Raw genomic sequence first — 24,492 nt, forward strand, 5'->3', positions numbered from 1 at the left:
GACACACCCGAATTTCCCGACGAATCCGAAAGTGAGAGAGGGCGCCGCGCATCAGTCGAGTTGCCGATGACCGCGAAACTGTGTCGACAGTGTTTGAGGCTGGCGGAAGTTCAAGGGGCGGCGATCACAGTGCTCAGCAGCTCTTCGTCGAGGGAATTGATGTACGCGACGGACTCGGTGGCACAACATCTCGACGAACTACAGTTCACCGGCGGTGACGGTCCGTGCGTTGATGCATTTACAACTGAGCGACCGATGTTCTGCAACGACACTTCCAGTGATTCCGCCAATGACATCTGGCCGGGGTTTGCCAGCGAGGCAGACAAAGCCGGTGTCGGATCGGTGTTCGCCTTTCCGCTCAGGGGCGGAGGTGATGTCTTCGGTGTGCTCGAACTGTACCGTCTCGATCCCATTGGCCTCGACGACGAGCAGATCGAATTGGCGACTGCGAGTGCCGCTGCGATTTCGATGGCGATTCTTGCCGAACTTCCTGTCACCGGTGATCTGGACGCCGGGATGCTCGTCAATGCCTTTCACCGACCCGAGGTGAACCAGGCAGTCGGGATGATCGCGATCCAACTTCGTGTCTCGGTCGAAGAGTCGCTTTCTCGGCTTCGAGCCGCCGCGTACTCCTCGGGGAGGCCGATTTGGGAGATCGCCGCAGATGTCGTGAATCGGCGGATCCGATTCGCACACGGTGGTGACGACGGATGACATCTGATTCGGAAAGATCGCGCAATGTCTCTGCAGTACTTGACGATGGGAGCCCAGGATGAACACCCCCGCAATACAATTGAGCATTGCCGAGGTGACTCATCTTCTCACCACCGACTTCGATTCCCTGCGTGTACTCGAGACGATCGTTGAGCGATCGAGACAGAATCTGAGCGGTGTGTGGTGCGTCCTCGTCGTGCGAAACGGGGAGCAAGGTTATCTCGATGTGTTGGTGGAGTCGGCAAATGCCGAGTTCGTTCCCGACCGGACTCTTGCCATATCGGGTCCGGCTGCGCTGAGCGCTGAGAGCGGAGCGGTTGTGATGGTCGACAGCTTCAAAGACGTGGGGGAGCGGTGGCGGAAATTCGGTCGCTCAGGACTCGAACATGGGCTGGGCGGGTGCCGCTGCTTTCCGATGAGGTTGGGTCGGACATCGCTCGGATCACTCGTGGTCTTTACTCACGATTCGTGGCACAGCGCGGAGCGTAGTAATGCATACGGGCAGTCGATGGCAGATTTGGCCGCTCTGACTCTGTCCACGGACAGTCGTCAGGATCGTCATTCGCAGGTGGTGACGGCGGTCAAGAAGCTGATCGCGGTCCGCGGCGACGTGGAACAGGCAGTCGGCATGATCGCCGAACTCGACGGTATTTCGATCGAACTCGCAACTGCACGGCTGGCGGAGAACGCGCGGCGACGAGGGATCAGCGCCGCGGCGTACTCGTCGTTGGTGCTGGCGAACCCGGATGCCCGGTGAGGCAGAGCCTCCTAGGTGGCACGAGCATGAAGTGATCCTTACCGGGAAGTTTTCGTATCGTATGCACTCTCAGACCCGGTCGTGCAGTCGTTCCCGAAAGAGCTGTTAGACAACGTATTCGGATACAGAGATGCCTCGGGTCGGCAGGGCGTTCCCTGCCCGGTTGGTGTAGTGCACCAGTCGGACAGGGAACCTCAGCGTTCGTCGTCGAGCGGGGCGGGTGTCGATTGTTCGAGCAGATCTCCCTCGGGCGCCGGCCATGGGGTGTCGAGTTCCGTGGTGAGGGCTTCGAGGTCGACGGCATCCACTGCATTCGGGTCGGCTGGGATGGTTTGTTCGAGGTAGTCGGTGTCGGGTGTCGCGTCGAGGGCTGAGCGAATGCGGTTGTCTTCCATGGCGGTGGCCCTTTCTCTGTCGGGCGATCACGGACGTTTCTCTGTGTCGTGTGTGTTTTTCCGGCGTAGGTGGGCGTTGTCTGCGCGTAGCCGGGTGTTGTCGCGGCGTAGTAGGGCGGTGCTGTCTTCGAGTTCGAGGACTCGTTTGATGCCGACGAGGTTGATGCCGTCGGCGATGAGTTCTGTGATGCGGCCCAGACGAGTAAGGTCCTCGTCGTTGTAGCGGCGGGTACCGCCGCGGGTGCGGGCGGGGGTGATCAGGCCGTACTGTTCGTAGAGTCGCAGCGTGCCGGCGGTGAATCCGGAGAGCTCCGATGTCACCGAGATCGCGTACAGGCCAGGGGGTTCGGCGATAGCGGGGTTGCGCGCCATGATGGTCCTCCCATCAAAGAAATTTCGATATCTGCGGGCAAGCTCTTGATCCGATGTGTGTTTGATGATATACCAAATCTACAGCATCTACTGTAGAAGTTCGGTGGATGCGGTGGTGGTAGTCAGTGAACGGTTCCAGTGACTTTTCCTGGAGGTGACCGAAAATGTTGATGCGCACCGATCCTTTCCGTGACCTTGACCGCCTGACCCGACAGCTGTTGGGTACTGCTTCGCAGCCGGCGGTGATGCCGATGGATGCATGGCAGGAAGGTGAGCAGTTCGTCGTCGAGTTCGATCTTCCCGGCATGGACCCGGATTCACTCGACCTCGATGTGGACCGCAATGTGTTGACGGTGCACGCCGAGCGGCCGGTTCGCGCCAGCGAGGCGGAGATGATTGCCGCTGAGCGCCCGCGCGGGGTATTCAGTCGTCAACTGTTCCTGGGCGAGAACCTCGACACCGACAATATCGAGGCCGGCTACGACGCGGGCGTACTGAGGTTGACGATCCCGCTCGCGGAGCGGGCCAAGCCCCGCAAGATCGAGATCAGCAGCGCCGGGAACAGCAACGGGAGCAGCAAGGAGGTGGGCCACAAGCAGGAGAGCAAGCAGCTCGATGCGTGAACAGCACGCCGGAACAGTCCGCAGTCCACAACAGCAGGTTTCGAGAGGGTGCAGCGACAATGACTGGGGTCGATGACGTCGAGATCGACCGCATCGCCGAGTATGAGCGTGAAGTAGCCGGCAGGGGTCGGCGCGGCGACTCGGAGTGGGAGAGGCTGGGTATCCACCTCTGGCACGAACTGGAATATGCTGCCGTGGTGGAGGATTCGGATCGGATTCTCGCCGATGCGCTCACTCCGGCGGCGTGGGTGTTGCTCACCCGGATTGCCGGCTGCACCCTCGACCCCGGCTTGGTGGCCCCGCCGATCATGATGTCCCGGTATACGTATCGGGTTCCGGTGATGCGGCCTCGGGCGACCCAACGCTCCCCTCCACAGGGTTAGAGGCGTGGGCGGGTTTCTCGTTGCCCGGCCCTCGACGGCGCAGCGGGGGACCCTCGGGTGTGAGGACTTGCGGGCAGGGTCCGTGGGTTCTTGTGCGGTGGTTGCCGAGACGCTCACACACTGTGACGTCTTTTGTGAGTACCGAGCAGCAGCGGGTACAGGCCTTGGACGGCGAAGAGTGCGAGACGTGTGACCGGATCGGCAATCACCTTTTCCGGCGGGCAGCGTGAACGCGCACCGTGCAGAGTTTCGTCCGAACACAATGTCTACGAGTTATTTTCGACAAACGGTGAGGTGGCGTGATGGAGCGGTACAGGTTCACGTTCGCGGACGGATCGACCGCCGAAGAGTTCTTCGATTCGGACACCGAGGCGATCGTGGCGGCGACGGCAGCCAACGGCGGCAGCAGTGCGTGGCGGCGGTTGCCCGCCAGGAAAGCCGATACCGAGAATCACCGCGCTGTGTCCGCGATCGAGAATTCTGGCACGAGAAACTCCGGTCAGTTCCTTCCTCTCCGGTCTTGGGAACGAGCGCGACGGGCACTTCTCGGGGAAGTACGCTGCGAGCGAGTGGCACAGTGCCACTGTCCGATCTCTCGGCAGCAACGGTGATATCGGCGTTCGCGTCATACGTCGCACTGATGTGTGGTGTCGACGACCTGTGTTTGTCTCTGCCGGTGTCCGGACGAGTGACTGCTGCGTCGAGATCGTTGCCAGGCGCGATGTCGAACGTGGTTCCTCTGGTACTTCACGGAGTGGATGCATCGACCCCCTCCTCGGCGGTATGCGCTGTCGAGAGCGCACTGAGCGAGGCACTTCGGCACCAACGTTACCGCCGGGAGGACATGTCCGCTCTGCCTGACGGTCGACGGCAGTCAAGAGTGCAATCTTTCGGTCCGGTCGTCAACATCATGTTGTTCGACAGGACCCTGACCTTGGGCGCGGTACGAGGTCACGTCGAGATACTCACGACCGGACCGATCGACGATATCGCGCTGAACGGCTACCCCGGTCACACTGGGAACATTCGCGTCGATCTCGAGGCCAACGGTGCGCTGTACAGCTCTGCCGAGCTTTATGCCCATCATGATCGATTCGTTCGGTTTCTCGAGGCATTCGTCGACACGCCGCCGGATCATCCTGCTCCGCCCCTGTGGACGGATGCCGAGCTGGGAGCCACGAGTCCGGCGCGTGGCGAGCCTTCGATCGAGCCCAGAAGTCTTGATTCTCTTCTGCGTTCCGCAGTGCACCGCGCTGTCGATTCGGTTGCCATCACCGACGGTGATAGATCGTGGACCTACGGGCACCTCGATCGGATGGCGGGACTCTGGAGTCGGCATTTGAAGTCCGTCGATGTGGGCCCCGATGATGTTGTCGTCGTGGCGATCCCGCGATCCATCGAATCGGTCCTGGCAATGTGGGCTGTGGCGCGTGTAGGAGCCACATACGTACCGATCGATCCGGCCCACCACGCCGAACGGGTCGTGGACATGCTCGGTGTATGCAAACCAAAGATCGGGCTCACGACTTTCGGGATGCGGCATTCGTTGCCGTACGACCTCGAGTGGCTGTTCTTGGACCGTGACCCCGATACTTTCGCGCCGTCCTTCGACCCCGAGCCCGTGCATGCCGATCATCGGGCTTACATGATCTTCACCTCCGGCTCCACGGGCCGGCCCAAAGCGGTGTCGGTCACTCACCGTGGCCTGGCCAATTTGGCTACCGACATTCGCGAGAAATACGGGCTCGATTCACGCTCTGTCGTAATGCATTGTGCTTCAACCAGTTTTGACACCTCTGTCGTAGAGATGCTCGCTCCCGCTCTGTTCGGCGCCTCGTCGGTGATCTGCCCACCCGAGACCGTTGGTGGATTCGAGCTGGAAGACCTCATCTGCCGTCATGCCGTGACACATCTACTCGTAACACCTTCGGCGCTCGCAACATTGGCTCCGGAACGGGTGCCCGGCTTGAAATTCCTGATAGTCGGTGGCGAGAAATTATCGCACGAACTGATGCGCCGGTGGGCGCCGTTCGTGCGTGTTCGAAGCGCGTACGGCCCTACCGAGGCGACATGCAGTGTCACCATCACCGACGTCTTGAACGTCGACGATCGTGTGACACTCGGGCGGCTCATGCACGGAGTCGAGGCGGTGGTTCTCGACGCATCGCTCGAGCCGTTGTCCTCAGGGGCCGCGGGGGAGCTCTACTTGTCGGGGCCTGGTTTGGCCAGAGGGTACGAGGGTGGAGCGGGGGAGACGGCTGCGCGTTTCGTTGCGTCCACACTTTCAGCGGGGCATCGTATGTTCCGAAGCGGCGATCGGGTCCGATGGACAGACGACGCCCAACTCGAATTCCTCGGTCGCACAGACGATCAGGTGAAGGTGCGTGGGCGCCGAATCGAACTCGGTGAGATCGATTCCGTCCTGTACGGCCACCCGTCGGTCGAGTTCGCCACGACGTTGGTCCGCGATCTGGCCAATGGTTCGCCGGCGCTGGTGAGTTACGTGAAACTGCACACGGGAATCTTGGACTCGGATGCGAGTATCGAACGCCTTCTGACACAGAAATTGCCGGAATACATGGTCCCGGTCGTCGTGATTCGCCTCGACGCGGTTCCGCTCACCACGAACAAGAAAGTCAATCGGGGCGCGCTCCCCGCTCCCACCTTCGAGCGGAGAGAATCGGTACGGGTCGCAACACCGATCGAGTCCCGCATCATCCGTACCTACGAGGAAGTGCTCGGGGCCACCGAGATCGGCCACAGCGATTCGTTCTTCGGTCTCGGGGGAGACTCATTGTCCGCAACTCGAGTGATCGGCCGCCTCAACGCTGATTTCGGCATAAACCTCGGTGTTCGTGATCTGTTCGACTCGCCGAGCGCCGCCGCGCTCGCGAGTTCCTTCGGCCAACACGTCGGGTGGGTGCCACCATTGGAACAGGCCGTCGACGCCTCGACGCCGCTGCTTTCACCTGCACAGGAATACATCGGTCGAGAACTCACCTCGCCTGCTCTGTACAACCTGCCCTTCACAATTCGCGTGCGTGGCAGACTCGACCACGACGCGTTGGCTTCGGCCGTGCAGGACGTAATGGTCAGGCACGAAACACTTCGAACCGTGTATCCGGATGTCGCGGGTTCGCCCCGCCCGCTAGTGGTGAATCCGGACCGGATTCCGCGCGGACTTCAAGTGGTCGAAGGGAATTCGAGCGATGCAGAATCGATCGTTCACCAGACGCTCTCTCGGGGTTTCGATGTGCGTTCCGAGATCCCCATTCGCTTGATCGTGTGTGCATACGGTCGGGACGATCATCTGTTGGCGGCGGTTGTCCATCACATTGCGGCAGATGGATGGTCTCTCGCCATCCTCGCGCGCGACTTGTCCGTCGCGTACGAGGCTCGCGCGCGGAACACGCACCCGACGTGGTCGGAGACCGCGGTGCGGTACTCGGACTACGCCATGTGGCGCACGGAAATTCTGGGAGCGCACGAGGCGCCTACCGAGCTCGCTGTCGGTCAACTCGAACATTGGGCGGCGGTTCTCGACGGGGCGCCGAGCGAGATTTCTCTGCCACTCGACCACACTCGACCCTTGATGTGGACATTCGGGGCCGGGCGAGTCGAATTCTTGGTCGATCCGGAGACTCATCGCGGGTTGACTACCTCTGCAAAGCGAGCCGAGACCGGGATGTTCACTGTCGTTCACGCCGTCCTGACGGCGACACTGAGTGCTCTGTCCGGTGACCACGACATCATCGTCGGTAGCCCGGTCGCAGGCCGCGGCCATCCGAAACTCGACGACCTCGTGGGCATGTTCGTGAACACACTCGTCCTACGCACACGCGTCGACGTTTCGGCGGATTTCGACGCTCTTGTCGCCGAGTGTCGCCGAGTAGAACTGTTGGCCCACGATCACAGTGACGTGCAGTTCGAGCGGCTGGTCGACTACCTCGATCCTCCTCGTCACACATCGCTGCACCCGTTCTTCCAGGTGGCATTGTCGTTCGAGAACTTCCCTGCCGCAGTGCTCGAATCCGACGGGCTTACCTTCGAGGTCACGCCGCGGCCACTCGACATCGCCAAGTGTGACCTTCATTTTCACTTTGCCGAAACGTTCGACGAAACCGGTGAACCCGCCGGGATCGAGGCGGCACTCGTCTACTCCTCCGATCTCTTCGACGCAGCCACCGCCACCCTCTTCGCCAAGACCCTGTCCGCAACCGCAGATGCTCTCGTGAGGAGTCCGGATGCACCGCTGCTCGCGCTGGACACGAGATCGTGACGGTCAGCGTGCGGTGTGTTCCGGAGTGCAGACATGCTTGTGAATCTCCCGCGAGAGTTCCGCGACGGTCTCGGTCAGTGCCGTGTTCGCCTCGATCAACTGTCGGAGTTGATTGGTGTTGTCGAGAGTGTGAACCGCAACTTCACTACTGATGGCGTCCGCCCGTTTCGCCGAGATCAACAGAATTGCTCCCTGCATGCCGGCAAGCATCGACAAAAATAGATTCAGCAGAATGAACGGGTAGGGATCGAAACCGGTATTGCCGTTGAACCCTGCCCAGATACCCATGATCGCGACGAAGACGAAGACGAACGGCCACGACCCCATACCGTTGCGGACCACATCGGCCGCACGTTCTCCGCGGGTCAGCTCCGAACCCGTACGGACTGCGGGATGCAGATGCCACCGATTCTTGTTTCCGAGTCTCATGGTTCTGCGTCTCATGGTTTACCATTGTGCGCTTGCCGCTGGTCGTGTTCAGTTCAGGTCGACCATCCTCGGTGTTCTTTCGGTCACGAGCGCGGTCTCCCCGCAGCGTATCCACCGTCGACGACAAATTCTGTGCCGGTGGAGTACGTCGCTTCGCTGACGATGAAGCGCACTGTCGATGCTATCTCGTTCGGACTTCCGAGACGCGGGATAGGCTGATCGGCGACGAAGGGTAAACCGCCGAAATCATTTGTCGCTGAGCCCTGTATCGGTCCGGGGTGCACGGAACATACTCGCACGTTGTTACCGCACAGGTCGAGGGCCGCCGCCTTGGTAAGTCCTCGAAGGCCCCATTCGCTGGCAACGTAAGCACCCATTCCCTGGTATCCGGTCAGACCCGCTGTGGAGGAGATGTTCACGATTGCACCTCCGCCCGCGGTTGTCAGGGACTTTGCAGCACAGTGTATTCCGAGCCATGCCCCGTACAGGTTGGTATTGAGGACATGTTTGAACTGCGTGGGGCGTTGTAGTTGCACGCTTCCCGACTCGATGATTCCGGCATTGTTGACGAGGACGGACAGATGTCCGAAAGTTGACTCGGCTGTGTCGATGGCGGATTCCCAACTCTCCGGTTGTGTCACGTCGAGACGCTGGAACGCCACGCGGTCACCGAGTTTCGATGCTGTGGCGTTTCCTTCTCCTTCGAGGAGGTCGCCGATGAGGACTCCGAAGCCTTCTTCGGACAGGGCTTTGGCGATGGCCGCACCGACCTGGCTCGCTCCTCCGGAAATGAGAGCGCTTCTTCCGTTGTGGTCGGTCATGCGTAGCCCTTCAGTTGAAGTTGTCGGCCTTGCTGTCGAGATAGCTGATGATGCGTTGCCGCGCGAGTCGTTCGCTGAGTTCAGGTCGGGCTTGCGGCGTTGTCCAGGACAGATCGTCGAGGCAGCCTGTCACGACGATGTTGATGCATTCCGCCGAGATGAGTCCCTTGAACTCCGCGGCGAGTCGATTGACTGTGGTGGAGTATTGGTTGCGGTCCGAGGGCGAGTTCGGTGGTGATTGGGGTTCGAGGTGCGTTGTCACGTGTTCTGGTCCTTATGGCGGGTGGGGGACGGCATGATCAGCAAGGGGCAGGACGCTGTGTGCATGAGACGGCGACTCGTCGAGCCGAGTAGCATCGACGAGAATCCGCCCCGTCCTCGTCGTCCGACGAGTACGAGTTGTGCCGATTTCGATTCGATTTCCAATTGTCTTGCAGGATTGTCACGTACGACGACACATCGAACGGCGACGTCGGGGTACTCCTGCCTCCACCCCGCAAGCCTTTCCGCCAAGACCGCATGCTCGGCGGTTGAGATCGTGTCCCAGTCCGGCGATACACCGTCAGGGTCGGAGCGAAACACGGTTGTAAGGTCGGAGTCGCTCCAGGCATGGACTGCAGTGAGCTCCACTCCGTGGAGTGAAGCGGTCTCGAACGCTTCGGCAATCGCGGGTTCGCTGTTCTCTGTCCCGTCGATACCCACCACTATCGGGCCGCTCATTTGCGGCTGTTTCGAATTCGGGACGTTTCGGATGACTGCGACAGGCACGTTCGAATGGAGTACCACTGCCGCGCTGACGGAGCCGAGTATCGCGTCGGCGAATTGGTTGAGCCCGTGTGATCCGACGACAAGCATTGCAGCCGTGCGGGATTCGTTGAGGAGTGTTTCTACACCGTTTCCGAATCTCAGCTTGTCGACGATCTGTAATTCTCTGTCTCCTAGCGTCGCTGCGGACAGCAGCGCCTCGGAACGAGCTGTGGAGAGTCGTTCGCGACCAACAGTTTGTTGGTTTGGAAACCGTGGTGCACCGAGTTTGACAGCACCGCCGAAAGTGGATGCTTCGTCAGGCATCACGGACAGTAAGTGGAGCGGTCGAGTGCGAAGTACGGCTTCTCGGGCCGCCCATCGGACTGCGGACAGTGCTGGCGCCGACCCGTCGACACCCACCACGATTGGTGCTCCGCGGTTCATGACGTTTCCTCTGATTCGATATGCCGTGTGGTGCGAACGGCCTCGCGGATCGACTCAGCCCAGGAGCGAACCGAAGCCCAGTCCCGGAAGTCGCCTTCGGGCGCGTGAACGACTCGTACGGCCACTCGTTCACGGACCCCAATCTTTCGCGGTCGAGTTTGCCTGCGAACGATTTGTGTTCGACGGCACCGGTTTTCTCCATCAAGGTGGCGATGTCGGATGGAACACCGGTCGTGGATTCGCCGGAACCGATCGGTCCCGAGGAGAACAGCCAAACCTGGCGAAGCCGCAATGCATCCGAGAAGCGTTTGGTGAATTCCTCTGCGTCCTTCATCCAGTGACCCATATAGATCGCGCTCCCGAGGACTATCGTGTCGTACTCGGTGAGTTCGAGAACGTCGTCAGGATGGCGGCGGTCGGCGTCCATTCCGCCCTCTCGCAAGGATTTTGCGAGATAATCCGCGATTTCGCTTGTTGAACCGTGGCGGCTTGCGGCCGTGACCAGTGTCTTCATCCAATGCTCCGCTCGGGAATCAACAGGGCGATTGCTTACGTGCACTCGCCGTGCTCGGGTGATCGTGATTCGAATTGTGCCGGAGTCAGGACGTCCTGGTCAGGGCCGCGAGGTGCACGAAAAAGGGTCTTTCGGCCTTCTGGTCCGTGTGCAGTCGGCACCTGTGGTGGTGGTTGTTGTGGGCTAGCGTCGACGGCAGGTAGCGACTCGACCGGTACGGCTGCTCAGGAGGCGCACAATGAACTCGCAAAGGTTTGCGCGGTTGGTGAGCGCAACAGGGGAGACAGTGGCGGTGATCGGCGAGAATGTCGATGCCAGGTCGTTCCCGGTAGGGGTGTGGTTGTTGACAGACGGTCGGCATGTGGTGGTCGTTGGTGAAGGCGGACCGCTTTCGGCGGAGGCGGTAGACGGGAAGGCTCTGATTGCGGCGGTGCATGCGCGATGGCCTGGCGCTGTCGTGTTGGAGAGGTTGTCTGCATCGGAGAACGCAGCTGATCCCCGTGCCTACTCGGCCAGATACGTCGAGGTTCGAGAGGACGGTTCGCACGGCGAGCCCGCCTATGCGGATCTGACCGACGCAGGATTCGCCCTCGATCCGCCAATTGACGTCGAGTGACGGGATCGCTGCTCAGATTTCGTCGGTGTCCGAAGCTGCCCGCGATGTAGACGCCACGTTCACCGAGGAACTTGCAGCAAGGGTGTAACTTGTGGCGTGTATCGAAAGTTCTATCGGTGGGACATCTTTCGTCTCCGATGTCACGGTCACATCCGAATGGGTGCACTGTATTCGAAGGCGGTGGCCACGGTAATAGATCGTGAAGGCGAGTTCATCCAGCTCGAGGGGTAATTGCGGATGCAGCCACAGAGTATTGTCCCGGAAATCGAGTCCGGTGTAGCAGCGTTCGAGAATGTCAATCGCTCCCGCCATCGCGCCCAGATGTATGCCTTCTCTTGTACTTCCGCGCTGTGCGTCGGACAGATCCGCGGCCAGAGCATCGCGGAGCATCGCCCACGAGTGTGATCGATTGCCCCGTACAAGGACCCAGGTGTGGGAAATCCGGCTCAGTGTCGAACCGTGTGTGGTGCGCTCCAAGTAGTAATCGATCATTTCAGGTATCACGGAGGGATCGAACTCGTATCCAAGCCGTGTGATCAACTCGGTCAGTTCCTCCGCTGTGAAGACGTAAAGCAGCATGAGGATGTCTGCTTGTTTCGAGGCCTTGTAGTGGATGGGCGAATCTCCCTCGGCCTCGAGAATGAGATCCAGGCGGCCGATGTCCCCGTATCGTGACCGGTAGTCGGCCCAATCCAGTTCGGTCAACGCGCCGAAGCCCTCGAATTGGCTGATCAGGCCGTTGTCGAGGAAGGTCAAGCGCAGCCGCCTGCTCATTCGGTCCCACGATGTGAGTTCTTCTTCACTCACATCGATGCGGCCGGGAAAGTAGCGGTTATCGTTCCGGAGTACCCGAACGGCGTCGACTGCGCGCATGAGCGACCACTCCGTCATGACGTTCACATAAGCGTTGTTGTCGATCCCGGCGCCGGGGCGGTCGGGGTAGCCGTCATGGAATTCATCGGGACCCATGACTCCGCGGATGTCGTATCTGTCGCTGCTCGCGTCGTATTCGGACTTTGCCATCCAGAAACGCGCATTCTCGATGAGGAGATCGACCCCGTGATGGGCAAGAAATTCCAGGTCGGTAGTCATCTGCCAGTAGTGCCAGACATTGTGGGCGATCGCGAGGTTGACATGCTGCTGACGACGAGAGTGATCGGGCATCCAGTGGTCGGATCTCGGGTTGAAGAGAAATGTCGGTGTTTCCTCTCGTCCGTCGCTGCCACTTTGCCAGGGAAAGAGCGCTCCGGCTAGATTCAGTCCACGCGCGTTTCGGCGCGCCTGGGACAGTCGTCTGCACCGATAGAGCAACAATGACGATGTCAGCTCGGGAAGCCGACGCGTCAGGATGGGCACAACGAACAACTCGTCCCAGAAGACGTGGCCGCGGTATGCCTCGCCGTGGAGTCCGCGAGAGGGAACTCCGACGTCCAGATCTGTCGTGTGGGTCGACAGTGTCTGAAGCACGTGGAGGAGTGAGACGTTGGTCGCGAGAGCCGTGGAGTCCCTGGCCGCGAGAGTGATGGCAAATCGGTGCCAGACTCGATCCCAAGCGGAGCAGTGGCGTCGAAACAGTATCTCGTGAGTCTCTGCTTCTCGAACTCGCTGCCACGCTGCGGACTTCGGATCGAGTGTCGATCGATCGCGCGAGGTGAAGAGCGCTGATGTCTTCTCTACGTTGGCCGGTTGATCTCGGCTGATTCGGCAGCGGACGACCTGCATGATTCCGGAGTGATCTGTGCTCACGCGACGGTTGCGCTGCGTTACGGCTTCTTCGCTGTCGACTAGGCGCAGGCGCTCGGCCTGGGTGACTTGGATGTGGGAGCGAGTGGTCTGGACCGTTGCGGAAATGCATTGGTCGTCGATGGTGTCCAACGAGACGATATCGAGATGGTTCCCGGCCAGAGTCGAATAATCCGGAACATTGTTGTTCACAACATTTGTGGTGATGCCGGACGTGACGTCGATTGTTCCCTCCCAGTTCTCGGCCGCGACAGTCATGGTGATCGCGGCGAGGTGCGGGTCGTCCATCGACACGATTCTGCGTTGTCGAATTCGAGTGACGCGACCGCGCGTATCGCTGAACACGCTTTCTCTGGAACAGATTCCGTGCGCGAGATCCAGGCTTTCATGGTGGTGAGTGACAAGCGTTGATTTCTCGTCGAGCCGTTCTCCGTCGGGACCGGTCACGACGATTGTCGTCCAGTCCGGCAGATTGACCATGCTTTCGTCCTCGCGTGAGTGTCCGTCCACGTCCGAGGTGAGTCGGTTATAGCACCCCGCGACGTATGTACCGGGATAGTGGATGCCATCGTCGTGGCACTCCGACAACGCGCCCCTAGTGGCAAAGAAGCCATTTCCCACGGTCGACATGGTCTCGCGAAGGCCAGTGGCGCTCGGGTCGACCCCACGATATTCGAGTGTCGAGTCGGTCTCGTTTCCTACACCACAGAGACGGCATCCAGGATCGTGGTTGTCGCCTTCGCGTGCTGTAGGTCTGACGAAGCGGAAGTCGATCTCGCCGATGTCCGTGACTGCGAGTTCGGCGCCGTTCTCGGTCAGAGCGTGAAGATGTTCACTCGAACCAAGTCCGATTGGTAGACCGAATCCACCGGATCGGGCTGCGCGGATTCCGGCGATCGAGTCTTCGACGACGACGCATTCGGCGGGCGGAATCGCAAGCCTCCGTGCGGCTTCCCGATACGTGTCAGGGCTTGGCTTGCCGTCCAACCCGAGTAGTGCAATGTCGCCGCCGTCGAGTCGGATGTCAAAACAGCTCGAGAGACAGGCAACTTCCAGCACTCGTGGCGCGTTCTTACTTGCCGAAACCAGGGCTGTACGTACGCCGGCGGCGCGTAGTTGCCGGATCCACCTTACCGTCGGGGCAATGACCCCGACTCCTTCTCGCTCCAGTTCCGCGAGGAAGAAACGATTTTTACGTTCGAGCAGGTTCTCGACCGTCGCGGAGCCGACGAGATCATCTGGAGTCCCCAGGGGGAGTTCAATGTTTCGAGAGTTGAGGTATGACCGTAGACCTGCATTTCTCTCCTTCCCATCGATGAATTCTCGGTAGCTCTCGTCATCGAGTTCCACGTTCCCGACGCTGCCACTCTCGCTCAATTCGTGAAACAAGCAACCCCACGCCGCTCGATGCGTTTGTCGGGTATCGGTAACCACTCCGTCCATGTCGAACAAGACCGCTCGAAATACTTGTCCACCAATGACTACCGAGGCGTGTTCGGAGTTCTCGGGGCGCCAGATACTCATGGCATCAGTACTGCTGCACCTGTGACTCGATCGGCCGCCAGGTCTTCCAGCGCGCGATTCGCACGAGCGAGCGGATAGGGCGTGGTGTGGACATCGAGGTGGTGATTGCCGGCGAATTCGAGGAACTCCAAAGCATCTCGCCTGGTATTCGAACTTACCGAGCGAACCTCGCGCTCGTAGAACAGATGTTTCTGGTAGTTCAGCACAGGTATGTCGGAGAGGTGTATTCCGGCGATGGAGAGGACACCTCCGCGGTCCAGTGCCTCGAGAGCGGTGGGAACGAGTTCGCCGATCGGCGCGAAAAGCATTGCCGAATCGAGTGGTTCGGGTGGACGGTCGTATGCGCCCTGTACCGAAGTGACTCCGAGACAGTGGGCAAGCTCGCGCGCGGGCTCGCTGCGCGTCATCACATGTACTTCCGCGCCGCGAGCGATGGCCACCTGGGCCGCAAGGTGTGCACTCGCGCCGAAACCGTAGATTCCCAGCCGCCCTCCCTCGCGTAGGTCTGCGCGCTCGAGCGCGCGGAATCCTATGATTCCCGCGCACAGGAGTGGTGCAAGCTCGTTGTCGTGGTATCCCGACGGAAGTTTGAGTGCGAATCTTTCTGACACAGACGTATATTCGGCGTACCCACCGTCGACATCCCAGCCGGTGTAGGTGGAGTTCGGGCACAGGTTCTCGTCTCCCCGTCGGCAGTAGCGGCATTCACCGCATGTCGAGTGGAGCCACGCAACCCCGACACGATCTCCCGGCAGGAACGCTTCGACAGATGTTCCGACTTCTTCGACGAGCCCGACCACCTCGTGACCGGGGACGATGTTGCGGCGGTGTACGGGCAGGTCGCCTTCGGCGACGTGAAGGTCGGTTCGGCACACTCCGCAGGCGAGAACCCGAACGAGTAGTTCATCGGCACCTATTGTCGGGCGTGGTACAAGTCTTCTGACGAGTGGGTGCGTCTCGACAGGGCCGGGTCTGTCGACGTGCCACGACATCATCCATTGTGCAGCGGGAACTCGGGGAGTCATCTCGTTCATCGGTGACTGTTGACGATCAACACCGGGCAGTGCGCGTCGTGAAGCACCTCTCGACAGGTGCTACCGAGGAGCATCCCACTGAATCCGCCACGACCGCGTCGACCCAGGACAACCAGTTGCGCTCGTTCGGTGTGATTCACGAGATTCCGCCCAGGCCTGTCCTTCACGACGACGGTGTTGACGCCGACATCTGGGTAGCGATCGGCGTAGCCAGCGAGACTTTCGGCGAGTAGCGCGCGCTCGGTGTCCTGACGAGCGTGCCAATCGACCTCCCTGAACTTCGAGAAAACTACGTCGAGGGCGACGTCGGACCATGCGTGGACCGCAACTAACTCCACGCCGCGAATGGAGGCTTCCTCGAAGGCGGTTGCGATGGCGGGTTCGCTGTGTACGCTGCCGTCGACCCCGACTACAACAGGACGAGTGGCGACATCCCCGTCGCCAGCGAGTCCCCGAATGACGGCGACCGGGCACAGGGAGTGCACTGCCAGCGACGAACTCACCGAACCGACTAGACCGCCGGTGTATTCGCCGTGTCCGTGGCTTCCGACGACGATGACCCGGGCAGTTTTGGAGATATGGCGCAGGACTGGAATCGGAGGATCCGACGCCAGTTCGACATCGATCTCGACTGCACTGTCGCCGATCGCTTGCTTGGCCAGTTCGGTCGCCTCGGCAAGTCGTTTCTTGGCGGCTGCTTCTTGTTCGTCGAAGTAGAACGCCGGCATACCGATCGGAACGCCGTAGGTGGTCGGGGTGAACATTGTCGTCAGGAGGAGTAGAGGTGCGCCTTTGAGTGCGGCTTCATGCGCGCCCCACCACACCGCGTCCCGTGATTGCGAAGACCCGTCAAATCCGACAACGACAGGTGGGTTGATTTTCACGACTGTTCTCCTTGCTCATCGCGATGGATGCCAACTGGCCGTGACCGAATTTTTCGCGAAAGCCATCGGCGACGGCAGAGGAGAAAGTCATTTTCGGTGTCACCAGTCGGTTGGATCTACATTCACACAATCGGTTCGTCGGTGACCATTGGCACTACTGCGAAACGTGTGATCCTGCAACGCTCTCTACTGAGGGCCGTGCGAATGGCGTTGGGCCGCCCGAGATCGGAGGAGACGTGGACCTCACCAGACCGGATTCGAGCGTGATCCAACTTGCTGTCGATCTCGCGTGTCGTGCGCCGTCTCTGCACAACAGCCAACCCTGGCGATGGATCTACACGGACGGCAAGCTGCAACTGTTCGGTGATCACAGCAGGCTACTGCGGGCTGCCGATCCCACGGGGCGGCAACTGCATATCAGTTGCGGTGCTGCTCTCGACCATCTGAGAGTAGGTCTCTTGGGGCTGCGCTGGAACGCAGAGATTCACTACGAACAACGTGCGGTGTCCCCGAGTCTTCTTGCCACAATCACCTTTCGGCATGACGGGCATCCCCGTTCCCACGACTTCGACATGTTGACGGCTATCCGACGTCGGCGGACCGACCGGCGATCCTTCGGGATATTCGAGGAGATCGACGACGTGGTTGACAGTGTGGCTCACGATGCCGCGGGCTGGGAGGTGAGAGTTGTGGTGCTGAACGAGGCTCAACGGACCGGCCTGACCGCCGCGACAGAAGCGACAGCTGCAGCCAGACGATACGACTCGGAGTATCAAGCCGAGCTTCATTGGTGGGCTGGGCATTCTTTGAAATCGGGCGGTATTCCCGCAACCGCACTTGTTTCCGGCGCCGGTGGCGTTCCGCTGGGACGGAAATTTCCCTTCCGTCCCGATTCGCCTGTAGAAGTCGGTGGCCCGATCGACGAATCCTCTGTCGTGGCCCTCGGTACCCCAGCTGACGCACGTATCGACTGGTTGCGAGCCGGGCAAGCGCTCTCTCGCGTCTTACTCGAGTCGACGGTGCGAGGCGCGGCGACTTGCCCGCTCTCGCACATGACCGAAGTGACAGTGAGTCGTTCGGTCATCGGGAAACTGGTTCCTGAGATCGGCGTGCCGCAGATGTTGGTCCGAATCGGGCGAGCGCCCGAGGCCACCCGGCCGGCGGAGACACCACGACGATCCGTCGCGGATGTCCTCACCCTGAGTTGAGCGGGGTGATTCGTTCGTCCGCCGCTGGGTAGTCGTTCTATGTGGGCGAATGCGCCGATGGTGGCAGAACGGATGGTTCGATGACGGACGTGTTCCTGGTGGATGATCACGAGGTTGTTCGGCGCGGCCTCGTCGAGTTGCTGGAGGACGACCCAGGGTTGCGAGTCGTTGGAGAGGCGTCGGACTACGCCCATGCCATTGCGCGGATCCCGGCCCTGAAGCCCGACGTGGCTGTGCTCGACGTTCGGCTTCCTGACGGAAACGGCATCGAACTGTGCCGTGAACTTCTGTCGAAGTTGCCTGGTTTGCGGTGTTTGATCCTCACCTCCTTCGAGGACGACCAGGCGATGCTCGACGCGATCCTGGCCGGTGCGAGTGGTTACGTAGTCAAGGACATCAAAGGCCTGGATCTCGCCCGAGCGGTTCGAGATGTCGGTGCGGGGAAATCGTTACTCGACAACAGGGCTGCTGCCGCATTGATGGCCAAGTTGCGAACCGATGCAGCGGATAAGAACGGTCCATTCGAGGAACTGAGCCAACAAGAGCGCGTTTTGCTGGGATTGCTCGGAGAAGGATTGACGAATCGACAGATCGCGGCGCGGATGTTCTTGGCGGAGAAGACAGTGAAGAACTACGTGTCGCGATTGTTGAGCAAGCTGGGCGTCGAGAGACGAACTCAGGCGGCGATACTGGCAACAAAGATGCACGAACATCTGCCGCCGCCATGACGAACAGCGAGTCGAGCTCCCGCCTGGAGAGCGGGACGACGTCGGTCAACTTGGGCGTCCCGATGGAACAACTCATCCACGTCGACGGGTTTCTCGAAGCCTTGCTGGCAGTGTCCTCCGGTCTGGATCTGGATTCGACGCTACGGACGATCGTCAAATCTGCCATCGCGTTGGTCGACGCGAAGTTCGGGGCGCTCGGTGTAGTCGGCGAGGGCGATGAGTTGAACCAGTTCGTCTTCGAAGGAATCGACGAGGAGACGACGAAGCTGATCGGTGACCTTCCGCGCGGGCGCGGTGTGCTCGGCGTTCTGATCTCCGATCCGAGGCCGTTGCGGTTGGGCGATCTGGCGGAGCACGACGCCTCGGTCGGCTTCCCGAAACACCATCCGCCGATGAGGACCTTTCTCGGGGTGCCGATTCAGACACGCGGCAAGGTTTTCGGAAATCTCTACCTCGCTGAGAAATCGAACGGAGAGGAGTTCTCTGCGCGCGACGAAATGACAGTTCTCGGATTTGCTGCAGCCGCTGGAATCGCGATCGACAATTCGCAGCTCTACGCGTTGGCTCGGATGAAGCAGGAGTGGATGCAGGCGACCAGCGAGGTAACCACCGAGTTGTTGGCCGGGGTGAATCCGCTGGAGGTCCTTCAATTGATCACAGACAGATCCTCGTCTCTCACACACTCCGACTGTGCGTTTCTCGCCGTGCCCCCCGACCCGGAAGTAACAGGACGAGAGCCAGCCGAGCTGGTAATCACAGTTGCCAGTGGACCCGAATCCGACATCCTGGTGGGGCACAGCATTCCGTTGGACTGCTCGACGTCCGGTGCCGCTTACAGGTCGAAGATGCCGATTTCAACCGAGTCGTTGGCCTTCGATCCTGGATTCGGTGACGAGAACGAGTACGGACCCGCGATCGTACTGCCGCTGAGAGACGGCCAGTACATTCAGGGCGTTCTGGTCGTGTTGAAAGTAAAGGGATCTGAGCAATACACCGCCGATCAAGTTTCGTTGATGTCGGCGTTCGCAGACCAGGGCGGGGTTGCACTGCGGCTGGCTGACAATCAGCGTCGGATGCGCGAAATGGATATTCTCTCGGATCGGGATCGGATTGCTCGTGACCTTCACGATCACGTGATTCAGCGGCTCTTCGCCGTAGGGTTGTCCGTACAGGGGACCCTTCAGCGTGCGCGCGCGCCGGAAGTCCAGAGGCGTCTCGACGCGACCATCGGTGACCTGCAAGAAATAATTCAGGACATTCGCCGTGTCATTTTCGACCTGCATTCAGGTGACGACGGAGCGCTGTCTCTCCGAAAACGATTGAACCAGGTAGTAGCAGAAGCGAGCGCTGACACCGAATTGCGGATAACTGTCCAAGTCCGAGGGCCGCTGTCAGTTGTAGATGCCTCGTTGGGAGAGCAAGCTGAGGCGGTAGTACGAGAAGCTCTCAGCAACGTGGTCCAGCATGCCCACGCGTCCACCGTCGGGATCACCATCGACGTGCACGATGCATTGACCATCGTGATCGAGGATGACGGAATAGGTTTCGAACCGACCACGCACCGGCGTGGATTGAAGAACCTGTGCGACAGGGCGCTCGCACGGGACGGGACGTTCGAGGTACGGCCGCTCCCTGGAAGCGGTACGAAGCTGGTCTGGTCGGTGCCACTACCAGACTGGAACGGGTGACGATGATCAAAGTGCTGATCGAGTACGCGAGTGCCAACGGGTCGACTCGAGGAATCGCCCGGAAGATAGCCGACCGATGTAGCGTCCCGGGATTCGACGTGTCACTGTCGGCAGTGGAAGAGGACCCAGGGCACGAATGGTTCGACGCTGTGATCGTGGGAAGCGCCATTCACGGAATGGATTGGCTGCCCGCAGCAAGGGAAGCGGTCTTTCGTCGGAGTTCGGCAGCGAAGACTCAACCGGTGTGGGCTTTTTCAGTCGCGACGTGGGGAGCGACGTCAACTCTTCTGGCTCCTCGTCTGACTCGTCGAATCAGAACGACAGCGTCTGAACCCAAGACCGTGACGAAACTCCGCGAGTCTGCCGACTTGCGCGACCATCGTAGATTCGCCGGCATGCTGACACGGGGAGACTGGCCACTGTTGGGTCGCGTTGTCTTCAAGATCATGGGCGGTAGATATTCGGATGCGCGCGACTGGTCCGACATCGACGAGTGGGCGGACGGCATCGTGGAGCAACTCCGTAGCGGTACGTTCGAGTATTCCGCGAGAACGGAGGATGCTTCACGGCAGTTCGACGATGACAAAGGACCGTAGCGAACACCGCGTGCCGGGGGACACGATCAACAGAGACGTTCGCCGCTCGTCCGACAGCGGACCACTTCGACGAGAGTGATCGACCATGGTGCACTACGCGAGCGCGGATGCCGAGACAATCACCAATGCTGTCCGTTGGGCCTGCACCGCACCGTCCGTTCACAATGTCCAGCCGTGGTCGTGGAGATTGCAGCGCGGCACACTTGAACTACGTGTCGATCGGCTGCGCTCGATCCCGGTGGAGGATCCCGCGGGGAGGCAGTTGATCATCAGTTGCGGTGCTGCATTACATCATTTGCGAGTGACCTTGGAACACAATCTCATCGAGCCGATCGTGGCAAATTTTCCCGACCGAGGGCAACCCGATCTGCTCGCGGTGATCACGTTCAGAGGGCGCCCACGCGCGATGAGTTCCGAGGCAGCACTCTTCGCATCTCTGGAGCGCCGAAGGTCCGACCGCCGGCCATTCGATGCACCTCCCCTCGGCTCCCTGGTCAACCTTGCCCAGCACGCCTCGGTGTTCGGCGTCTCGGCGATCAGCTTGTCAAAGCGATTCGCGGGAATGCTTGATCGCGCGGCAACTCTTTCAGCAGAGCAGCACCATAGCGATCCGGCGTACTGGAACGAACTGGAGAGCTGGATCCGCCCGACTCCGACAGCAGACGGATTGCCGCGAGGTGTGCTACCGGATGCGCTGTCGGTTCACGAATCTGCGTCCGCGCGAGGGTTTCCATCCGGGCATTTGAGAATCGGATACGGAGTCGGAGACGATGCAGCTTTGATGTTGCTCAGTTCGGTTGCAGATCTGCCGATGGACTGGCTGAACGTGGGTCAGGCGATGTCCTCGCTGCTGCTGCACGCCACTGCATCGCACCTTGCCACCTGTCCTCTGACGCATCTGACAGAAGTGGATTCGAGCCGGGAAATTGTTCGAGATGTTGCCTCGAGATCGGGCGAGACGCTTCAGTATCCCCAGGTCATGATTCGTGTGGGGGTGCAGAGAAATCCGTCCGCCACTGCACACGATGCAGGGACGTCCGAAGTCGGAGTCGGCGAACATCGCCCAGAGGAGACCGGCCGTCGTCCACTAGACGAAGTATTGACCGTTTCGAAATGATACTACTAACCCACGTTGATTGAATTTTTCCAGGCATCCAGCGCCGACGCGGCGCTGGCGTCGATGGATGTGTCGGTATCGATCGATATCGCTTCCGGCCATGGGTCGTGTTCTTGCGCGATAGCGACTGCCGTTGCCGCGGTGGCGTCGGACAGCGTGTCGGCTCGCATGGCTATTCGTTGTACTGCGACGGGCAGCGGAGCGCTGGTCGACAAACTGATCAGTGTTGATGATGTTGCTGTGCATAATGATTCGGCCTCCCTGCGGTGTCGAGATCGTGCCCACGTTGCGTCGAGTACGACCGATTCACCCATCGAGAGACGATGGTGGGCCCGCCGGAGCATCTCGCTGTACACAGTGTGAACCGAATCGGGTGAATACAGCCCGGACCGATAGGTGTCGGCGGAGCCGCCGAGTGCACCGGAGCTGACGAGTTCGCGCCGTACTCGGTCGCTGGATATGACGGTAGCGCCGGTGTGTTCACCAAGTGCAGCAGAAAGCGTCGACTTACCGGTCCCAGGGAAGCCGCCCACCAGGCACAGTCTGACCTGTGCGCTGCGCAGGTGGTTCTCACCAAGAATCAGGTGGCGTTCGAGCCCTGCCAAACTGTCCGAATTTCCTTGCTGCAGACGCAAAACGTCGACCTTGGCGCGTACGATCGCACGGTAGGCGATGTAGTGATCGATCAGCGAGATCGGCGGCTGATCACTCGATTTCGTCACCATGGATGCGAGAAACCTTCGCGCGAGATCCTCATGGCCGAGGAATTCCAAGTCCATGGCGAGGAAACAGCTGTCGTCGAGAATGTCGACACACCTGAGTTGATCGTCGAAGTCCAGGCAGTCCAGAATTTTGGGTCCGTCGGGAAGCACGAAAATGTCATCCGCGAGTAGGTCTCCGTGGCCGTCCACGAGGCACTGTCACGTTGTTGAAGTCGGCAAACTGGGAGAATCGGTGGGGTGAGCACTGCAATGCCGTCGTACAAAGGCCACCGGTACCCAGTCGAGATCATCAACCACTGCGTGTGGTTGTACTTCCGGTTCCCGCTCAGCTTCCGTGAAGTCGAGGAACTCATGCTCGAACGCGGTGTCGTGGTGAGTTACGAGACGATCCGGCGGTGGTGCGCCAAGTTCGGGCAGGCCTACGCCAAGCAGTTGCGCCGGCGGCGCCCACGGCCCGGTGACAAATGGCACCTCGACGAGGTGTTCATCCGCATCAACGGTACCCAGCACTACCTGTGGCGTGCGGTCGACCAGCACGGCAACGTTCTCGACGTGCTGGTCCAATCCCGCCGAAACGCGTTGGTGGCCAAACGGTTCTTCCGCAAGCTGCTCAAGGGCTTGCAATATATGCCGCGGGTGATCATCACCGACAAACTCGCCAGCTACCAGGTCGCCCACCACGAGATGCTGGCCTCTGTCGAGCATCGCCGATCGAAGTATCTGAACAACCGGGCCGAGAATTCCCATCAGCCGACCCGACAGCGGGAGCGGGCGATGAAACGCTTCACATCGGTCACGCACGCGCAACGCTTCCTCTCAGCTTTCTCAGGCATTTCACCGCATTTTCGGCCCTGCCGGCACCGACTGACCGCGGCCGAGTGGCGTACCGAGATGGCCGACCGATTCGCGGTCTGGCGGGACGTCGCCGCGACCGGGGTTACGTCCTGAAATGTAAACACCCCAAAGGGGTTACATCGCTACGTGCTCCAAACCAATTGCACCGCTATTTCTTCAATTAACGTGACAGTGCCTTCGCGGTGTTGTCAAGTTTCTGCTTCATCTATTTCGGGTGAATGCCAAAGCATTTCGGGTGTTCGTCCTGTGCCACGAATACGGTGTGGGCCTGTGTTGCTGCATGATCGGGCTCTCCCAGTCTTTGAGTCCGCGCTCGATCCTGCTGCGCCGCTCTTTGATCTAGCGGATGCTGTCGTGGCTGGTGCGCTGTCGCAGCCTCGACCGCGACTATGAGCATCTCCCCACGCTCGGAGGCGTTCATCAGTGGGCCATGTTCGGGTCATGACGCGACGACTCGCGCTCACACGGGGATGCCGCCGATGGCAATCGACCCGCACATCGTGACCGTGTCCAAACACTTGCTGAAGTCAAATGCTTTCCTCCCCACACCGAGAGTTGGCCGGCGACGGCGACGGCGACGGCGCCGGCGCACAGTCGCGACGACGTCGCTGCCGCGGCGATGGAACTTGCCGACGGGGGGAACGCTCGTACGGCACACGCGAGCTTGTGTCGGCCTGGTCGGAAGTGCGGCGAGACGGCGCTGAACACCGCCAGGAACCGTTGCGCCGCAACCGGTGAGCGGAAGAACTTGCTTGCCCGTTCTTGCTGTCTGGTGGGTTGGTGCGAGTTCTCGGCCCGGTTGTTGAGGTACTTCGAGCGCCGGTGTTCGACCGATTGCATAAACTCCCGATGCGCCACAACGTAACTGGCGAGCGTGTCGCAGGCCAGAGCCCTCGGCGCCCGGGCCTTCTTGCGCATCAGTTTGCCGAAGAAGCGTTTCACCGCCTTCGCGTTGCGTCGTGACTGAATCAGGACGTCGAGGACATAGCCGTCCTGATCGACCGCCCGCCACAGGTACTTCCGGATGCCGCCGATCTTGACGACCACCTCGCCGGTAAACCATGTGTCGCCAGGTTCGGGAGCGCGGCGGCGCAGGCCACGCGCATATTCGGGTCCGAAATTCGCGCACCACGTGCGGATGAACTGACCCCCGGGAGTTTGGACTGAGAAATCAGTTCCGACTCCCGGGGGTCAGTTCAGTCCTGGGTGCCGCTTCCGCCCGTCTCTTGATAAATTTCTCTACATATCAGGTGTTTCGTGTCGACAACTGCGTTCGTCAGATATTGGATCGATGTATCG

Annotated in this window: 23 protein-coding genes and 1 pseudogene; 12 read left to right on the forward strand and 12 right to left on the reverse strand. The window is 60.3% G+C overall.

What is annotated here, in order from left to right:
• The first annotated feature begins 66 nt into the window (after nucleotides 1-66).
• Both BH682_RS33325 and BH682_RS33330 read left to right on the forward strand, forming a co-directional pair.
• Nucleotides 67-714: a GAF and ANTAR domain-containing protein gene (locus BH682_RS33325; protein WP_075835087.1), complete on the forward strand. Its 648-nt coding sequence runs from the start codon at nucleotides 67-69 to the stop codon at nucleotides 712-714.
• Nucleotides 715-772: 58 nt separating this feature from the next.
• Nucleotides 773-1,471 carry a GAF domain-containing protein gene (locus BH682_RS33330; protein WP_042445280.1) on the forward strand — a complete coding sequence of 233 codons (699 nt, stop codon included), beginning with the start codon at nucleotides 773-775 and terminating at the stop codon, nucleotides 1,469-1,471.
• A 194-nt stretch (nucleotides 1,472-1,665) separates the two neighbouring features.
• On the opposite strand, the gene BH682_RS33335 is transcribed toward BH682_RS33330, so the two are convergent.
• The gene (locus BH682_RS33335; protein ID WP_042445278.1) at nucleotides 1,666-1,866 is read right to left on the reverse strand and encodes a hypothetical protein; all 201 of its coding nucleotides are present in this window, start codon (nucleotides 1,864-1,866) and stop codon (nucleotides 1,666-1,668) included.
• A 27-nt stretch (nucleotides 1,867-1,893) separates the two neighbouring features.
• Nucleotides 1,894-2,238 carry a MerR family transcriptional regulator gene (locus BH682_RS33340; protein ID WP_054781737.1) on the reverse strand — a complete coding sequence of 115 codons (345 nt, stop codon included), beginning with the start codon at nucleotides 2,236-2,238 and terminating at the stop codon, nucleotides 1,894-1,896.
• Nucleotides 2,239-2,402: 164 nt separating this feature from the next.
• Between BH682_RS33340 and BH682_RS33345 the strand changes: the two genes are divergently transcribed.
• The 3 genes from BH682_RS33345 to BH682_RS33355 all read left to right on the forward strand — a co-directional run bounded on the left by BH682_RS33345 (nucleotide 2,403) and on the right by BH682_RS33355 (nucleotide 7,523).
• Nucleotides 2,403-2,861: an Hsp20/alpha crystallin family protein gene (locus BH682_RS33345; RefSeq protein ID WP_058036959.1), complete on the forward strand. Its 459-nt coding sequence runs from the start codon at nucleotides 2,403-2,405 to the stop codon at nucleotides 2,859-2,861.
• Nucleotides 2,858-3,244: a hypothetical protein gene (locus BH682_RS33350; RefSeq protein WP_075836269.1), complete on the forward strand. Its 387-nt coding sequence runs from the start codon at nucleotides 2,858-2,860 to the stop codon at nucleotides 3,242-3,244. The genes BH682_RS33345 and BH682_RS33350 overlap by 4 nt, the downstream gene beginning before the upstream one ends.
• Nucleotides 3,245-3,506: 262 nt before the next feature.
• Nucleotides 3,507-7,523: a non-ribosomal peptide synthetase gene (locus BH682_RS33355; RefSeq protein ID WP_082920772.1), complete on the forward strand. Its 4,017-nt coding sequence runs from the start codon at nucleotides 3,507-3,509 to the stop codon at nucleotides 7,521-7,523.
• 3 nt (nucleotides 7,524-7,526) lie between these two features.
• Here the strand turns inward: BH682_RS33355 and BH682_RS33360 are convergent, their stop codons facing one another.
• The 5 genes from BH682_RS33360 to BH682_RS33380 all read right to left on the reverse strand — a co-directional run bounded on the left by BH682_RS33360 (nucleotide 7,527) and on the right by BH682_RS33380 (nucleotide 10,478).
• On the reverse strand, nucleotides 7,527-7,967 hold the full coding sequence (locus tag BH682_RS33360; RefSeq protein WP_223304627.1) for a DUF1003 domain-containing protein: 441 nt from the start codon (nucleotides 7,965-7,967) through the stop codon (nucleotides 7,527-7,529).
• A 68-nt stretch (nucleotides 7,968-8,035) separates the two neighbouring features.
• On the reverse strand, nucleotides 8,036-8,773 hold the full coding sequence (locus tag BH682_RS33365; protein ID WP_064444988.1) for an SDR family oxidoreductase: 738 nt from the start codon (nucleotides 8,771-8,773) through the stop codon (nucleotides 8,036-8,038).
• 10 nt (nucleotides 8,774-8,783) lie between these two features.
• The gene (locus BH682_RS33370; RefSeq protein ID WP_064444989.1) at nucleotides 8,784-9,035 is read right to left on the reverse strand and encodes a hypothetical protein; all 252 of its coding nucleotides are present in this window, start codon (nucleotides 9,033-9,035) and stop codon (nucleotides 8,784-8,786) included.
• Nucleotides 9,032-9,943, reverse strand: coding sequence for a universal stress protein (locus tag BH682_RS33375; RefSeq protein WP_223304629.1), 912 nt, complete (start codon nucleotides 9,941-9,943; stop codon nucleotides 9,032-9,034). Before BH682_RS33375 ends, BH682_RS33370 begins: the two co-directional genes overlap by 4 nt.
• Entirely contained in the window at nucleotides 9,837-10,478 is a 642-nt protein-coding gene (locus BH682_RS33380; RefSeq protein ID WP_223304628.1) for a flavodoxin domain-containing protein, read from the reverse strand. Before BH682_RS33380 ends, BH682_RS33375 begins: the two co-directional genes overlap by 107 nt.
• A 238-nt stretch (nucleotides 10,479-10,716) precedes the next feature.
• On the opposite strand from BH682_RS33380, the gene BH682_RS33385 reads away from it, so the two are divergent.
• Nucleotides 10,717-11,094, forward strand: a complete 378-nt coding sequence (locus BH682_RS33385) for a hypothetical protein (RefSeq protein ID WP_064444991.1) — start codon at nucleotides 10,717-10,719, stop codon at nucleotides 11,092-11,094.
• 12 nt (nucleotides 11,095-11,106) lie between these two features.
• On the opposite strand, the gene BH682_RS33390 is transcribed toward BH682_RS33385, so the two are convergent.
• The 3 genes from BH682_RS33390 to BH682_RS33400 are packed head-to-tail and all read right to left on the reverse strand — an operon-like array spanning nucleotide 11,107 to nucleotide 16,279.
• The gene (locus tag BH682_RS33390; RefSeq protein ID WP_064444992.1) at nucleotides 11,107-14,361 is read right to left on the reverse strand and encodes an HAD-IA family hydrolase; all 3,255 of its coding nucleotides are present in this window, start codon (nucleotides 14,359-14,361) and stop codon (nucleotides 11,107-11,109) included.
• Nucleotides 14,358-15,356, reverse strand: a complete 999-nt coding sequence (locus tag BH682_RS33395; protein ID WP_064445019.1) for a zinc-binding alcohol dehydrogenase family protein — start codon at nucleotides 15,354-15,356, stop codon at nucleotides 14,358-14,360. The genes BH682_RS33390 and BH682_RS33395 overlap by 4 nt, the downstream gene beginning before the upstream one ends.
• Before the next feature lie 35 nt (nucleotides 15,357-15,391).
• Entirely contained in the window at nucleotides 15,392-16,279 is an 888-nt protein-coding gene (locus BH682_RS33400) for a universal stress protein (protein WP_064444993.1), read from the reverse strand.
• Between the two features lie 236 nt (nucleotides 16,280-16,515).
• On the opposite strand from BH682_RS33400, the gene BH682_RS33405 reads away from it, so the two are divergent.
• The 5 genes from BH682_RS33405 (at nucleotide 16,516) to BH682_RS33425 (ending at nucleotide 21,616) form a co-directional block, all read left to right on the forward strand.
• Complete coding sequence (locus BH682_RS33405; protein ID WP_064444994.1) at nucleotides 16,516-17,487, forward strand: Acg family FMN-binding oxidoreductase; 972 nt, start codon at nucleotides 16,516-16,518, stop codon at nucleotides 17,485-17,487.
• 80 nt (nucleotides 17,488-17,567) lie between these two features.
• A complete protein-coding gene (locus BH682_RS33410) occupies nucleotides 17,568-18,215 on the forward strand; it encodes a response regulator transcription factor (RefSeq protein WP_064445020.1) in 648 nt (215 codons plus the stop codon).
• Entirely contained in the window at nucleotides 18,212-19,903 is a 1,692-nt protein-coding gene (locus BH682_RS33415) for a GAF domain-containing sensor histidine kinase (protein WP_082920773.1), read from the forward strand. The genes BH682_RS33410 and BH682_RS33415 overlap by 4 nt, the downstream gene beginning before the upstream one ends.
• A 2-nt stretch (nucleotides 19,904-19,905) precedes the next feature.
• Nucleotides 19,906-20,499, forward strand: coding sequence for a flavodoxin domain-containing protein (locus BH682_RS33420; RefSeq protein ID WP_064444995.1), 594 nt, complete (start codon nucleotides 19,906-19,908; stop codon nucleotides 20,497-20,499).
• A gap of 85 nt (nucleotides 20,500-20,584) precedes the next feature.
• On the forward strand, nucleotides 20,585-21,616 hold the full coding sequence (locus tag BH682_RS33425) for an Acg family FMN-binding oxidoreductase (protein WP_064444996.1): 1,032 nt from the start codon (nucleotides 20,585-20,587) through the stop codon (nucleotides 21,614-21,616).
• A gap of 5 nt (nucleotides 21,617-21,621) precedes the next feature.
• Here the strand turns inward: BH682_RS33425 and BH682_RS33430 are convergent, their stop codons facing one another.
• Nucleotides 21,622-22,527, reverse strand: a complete 906-nt coding sequence (locus BH682_RS33430; protein WP_064444997.1) for a bifunctional aminoglycoside phosphotransferase/ATP-binding protein — start codon at nucleotides 22,525-22,527, stop codon at nucleotides 21,622-21,624.
• Between the two features lie 60 nt (nucleotides 22,528-22,587).
• Here BH682_RS33430 and BH682_RS33435 point away from each other — a divergent pair, with 60 nt between their 5' ends.
• The gene (locus tag BH682_RS33435) at nucleotides 22,588-23,286 is read left to right on the forward strand and encodes an IS6 family transposase (protein ID WP_143542577.1); all 699 of its coding nucleotides are present in this window, start codon (nucleotides 22,588-22,590) and stop codon (nucleotides 23,284-23,286) included.
• Nucleotides 23,287-23,844: 558 nt separating this feature from the next.
• Here BH682_RS33435 and BH682_RS33440 read toward each other — a convergent pair.
• A pseudogene (locus tag BH682_RS33440) lies at nucleotides 23,845-24,333 on the reverse strand (IS6 family transposase); the annotation flags it as partial.
• Nucleotides 24,334-24,492: the final 159 nt, after the last annotated feature.

The sequence above is a fragment of the Rhodococcus sp. YL-1 genome (assembly GCF_001942025.1).
GTDB classification, from domain to species: domain Bacteria; phylum Actinomycetota; class Actinomycetes; order Mycobacteriales; family Mycobacteriaceae; genus Rhodococcus_F; species Rhodococcus_F qingshengii.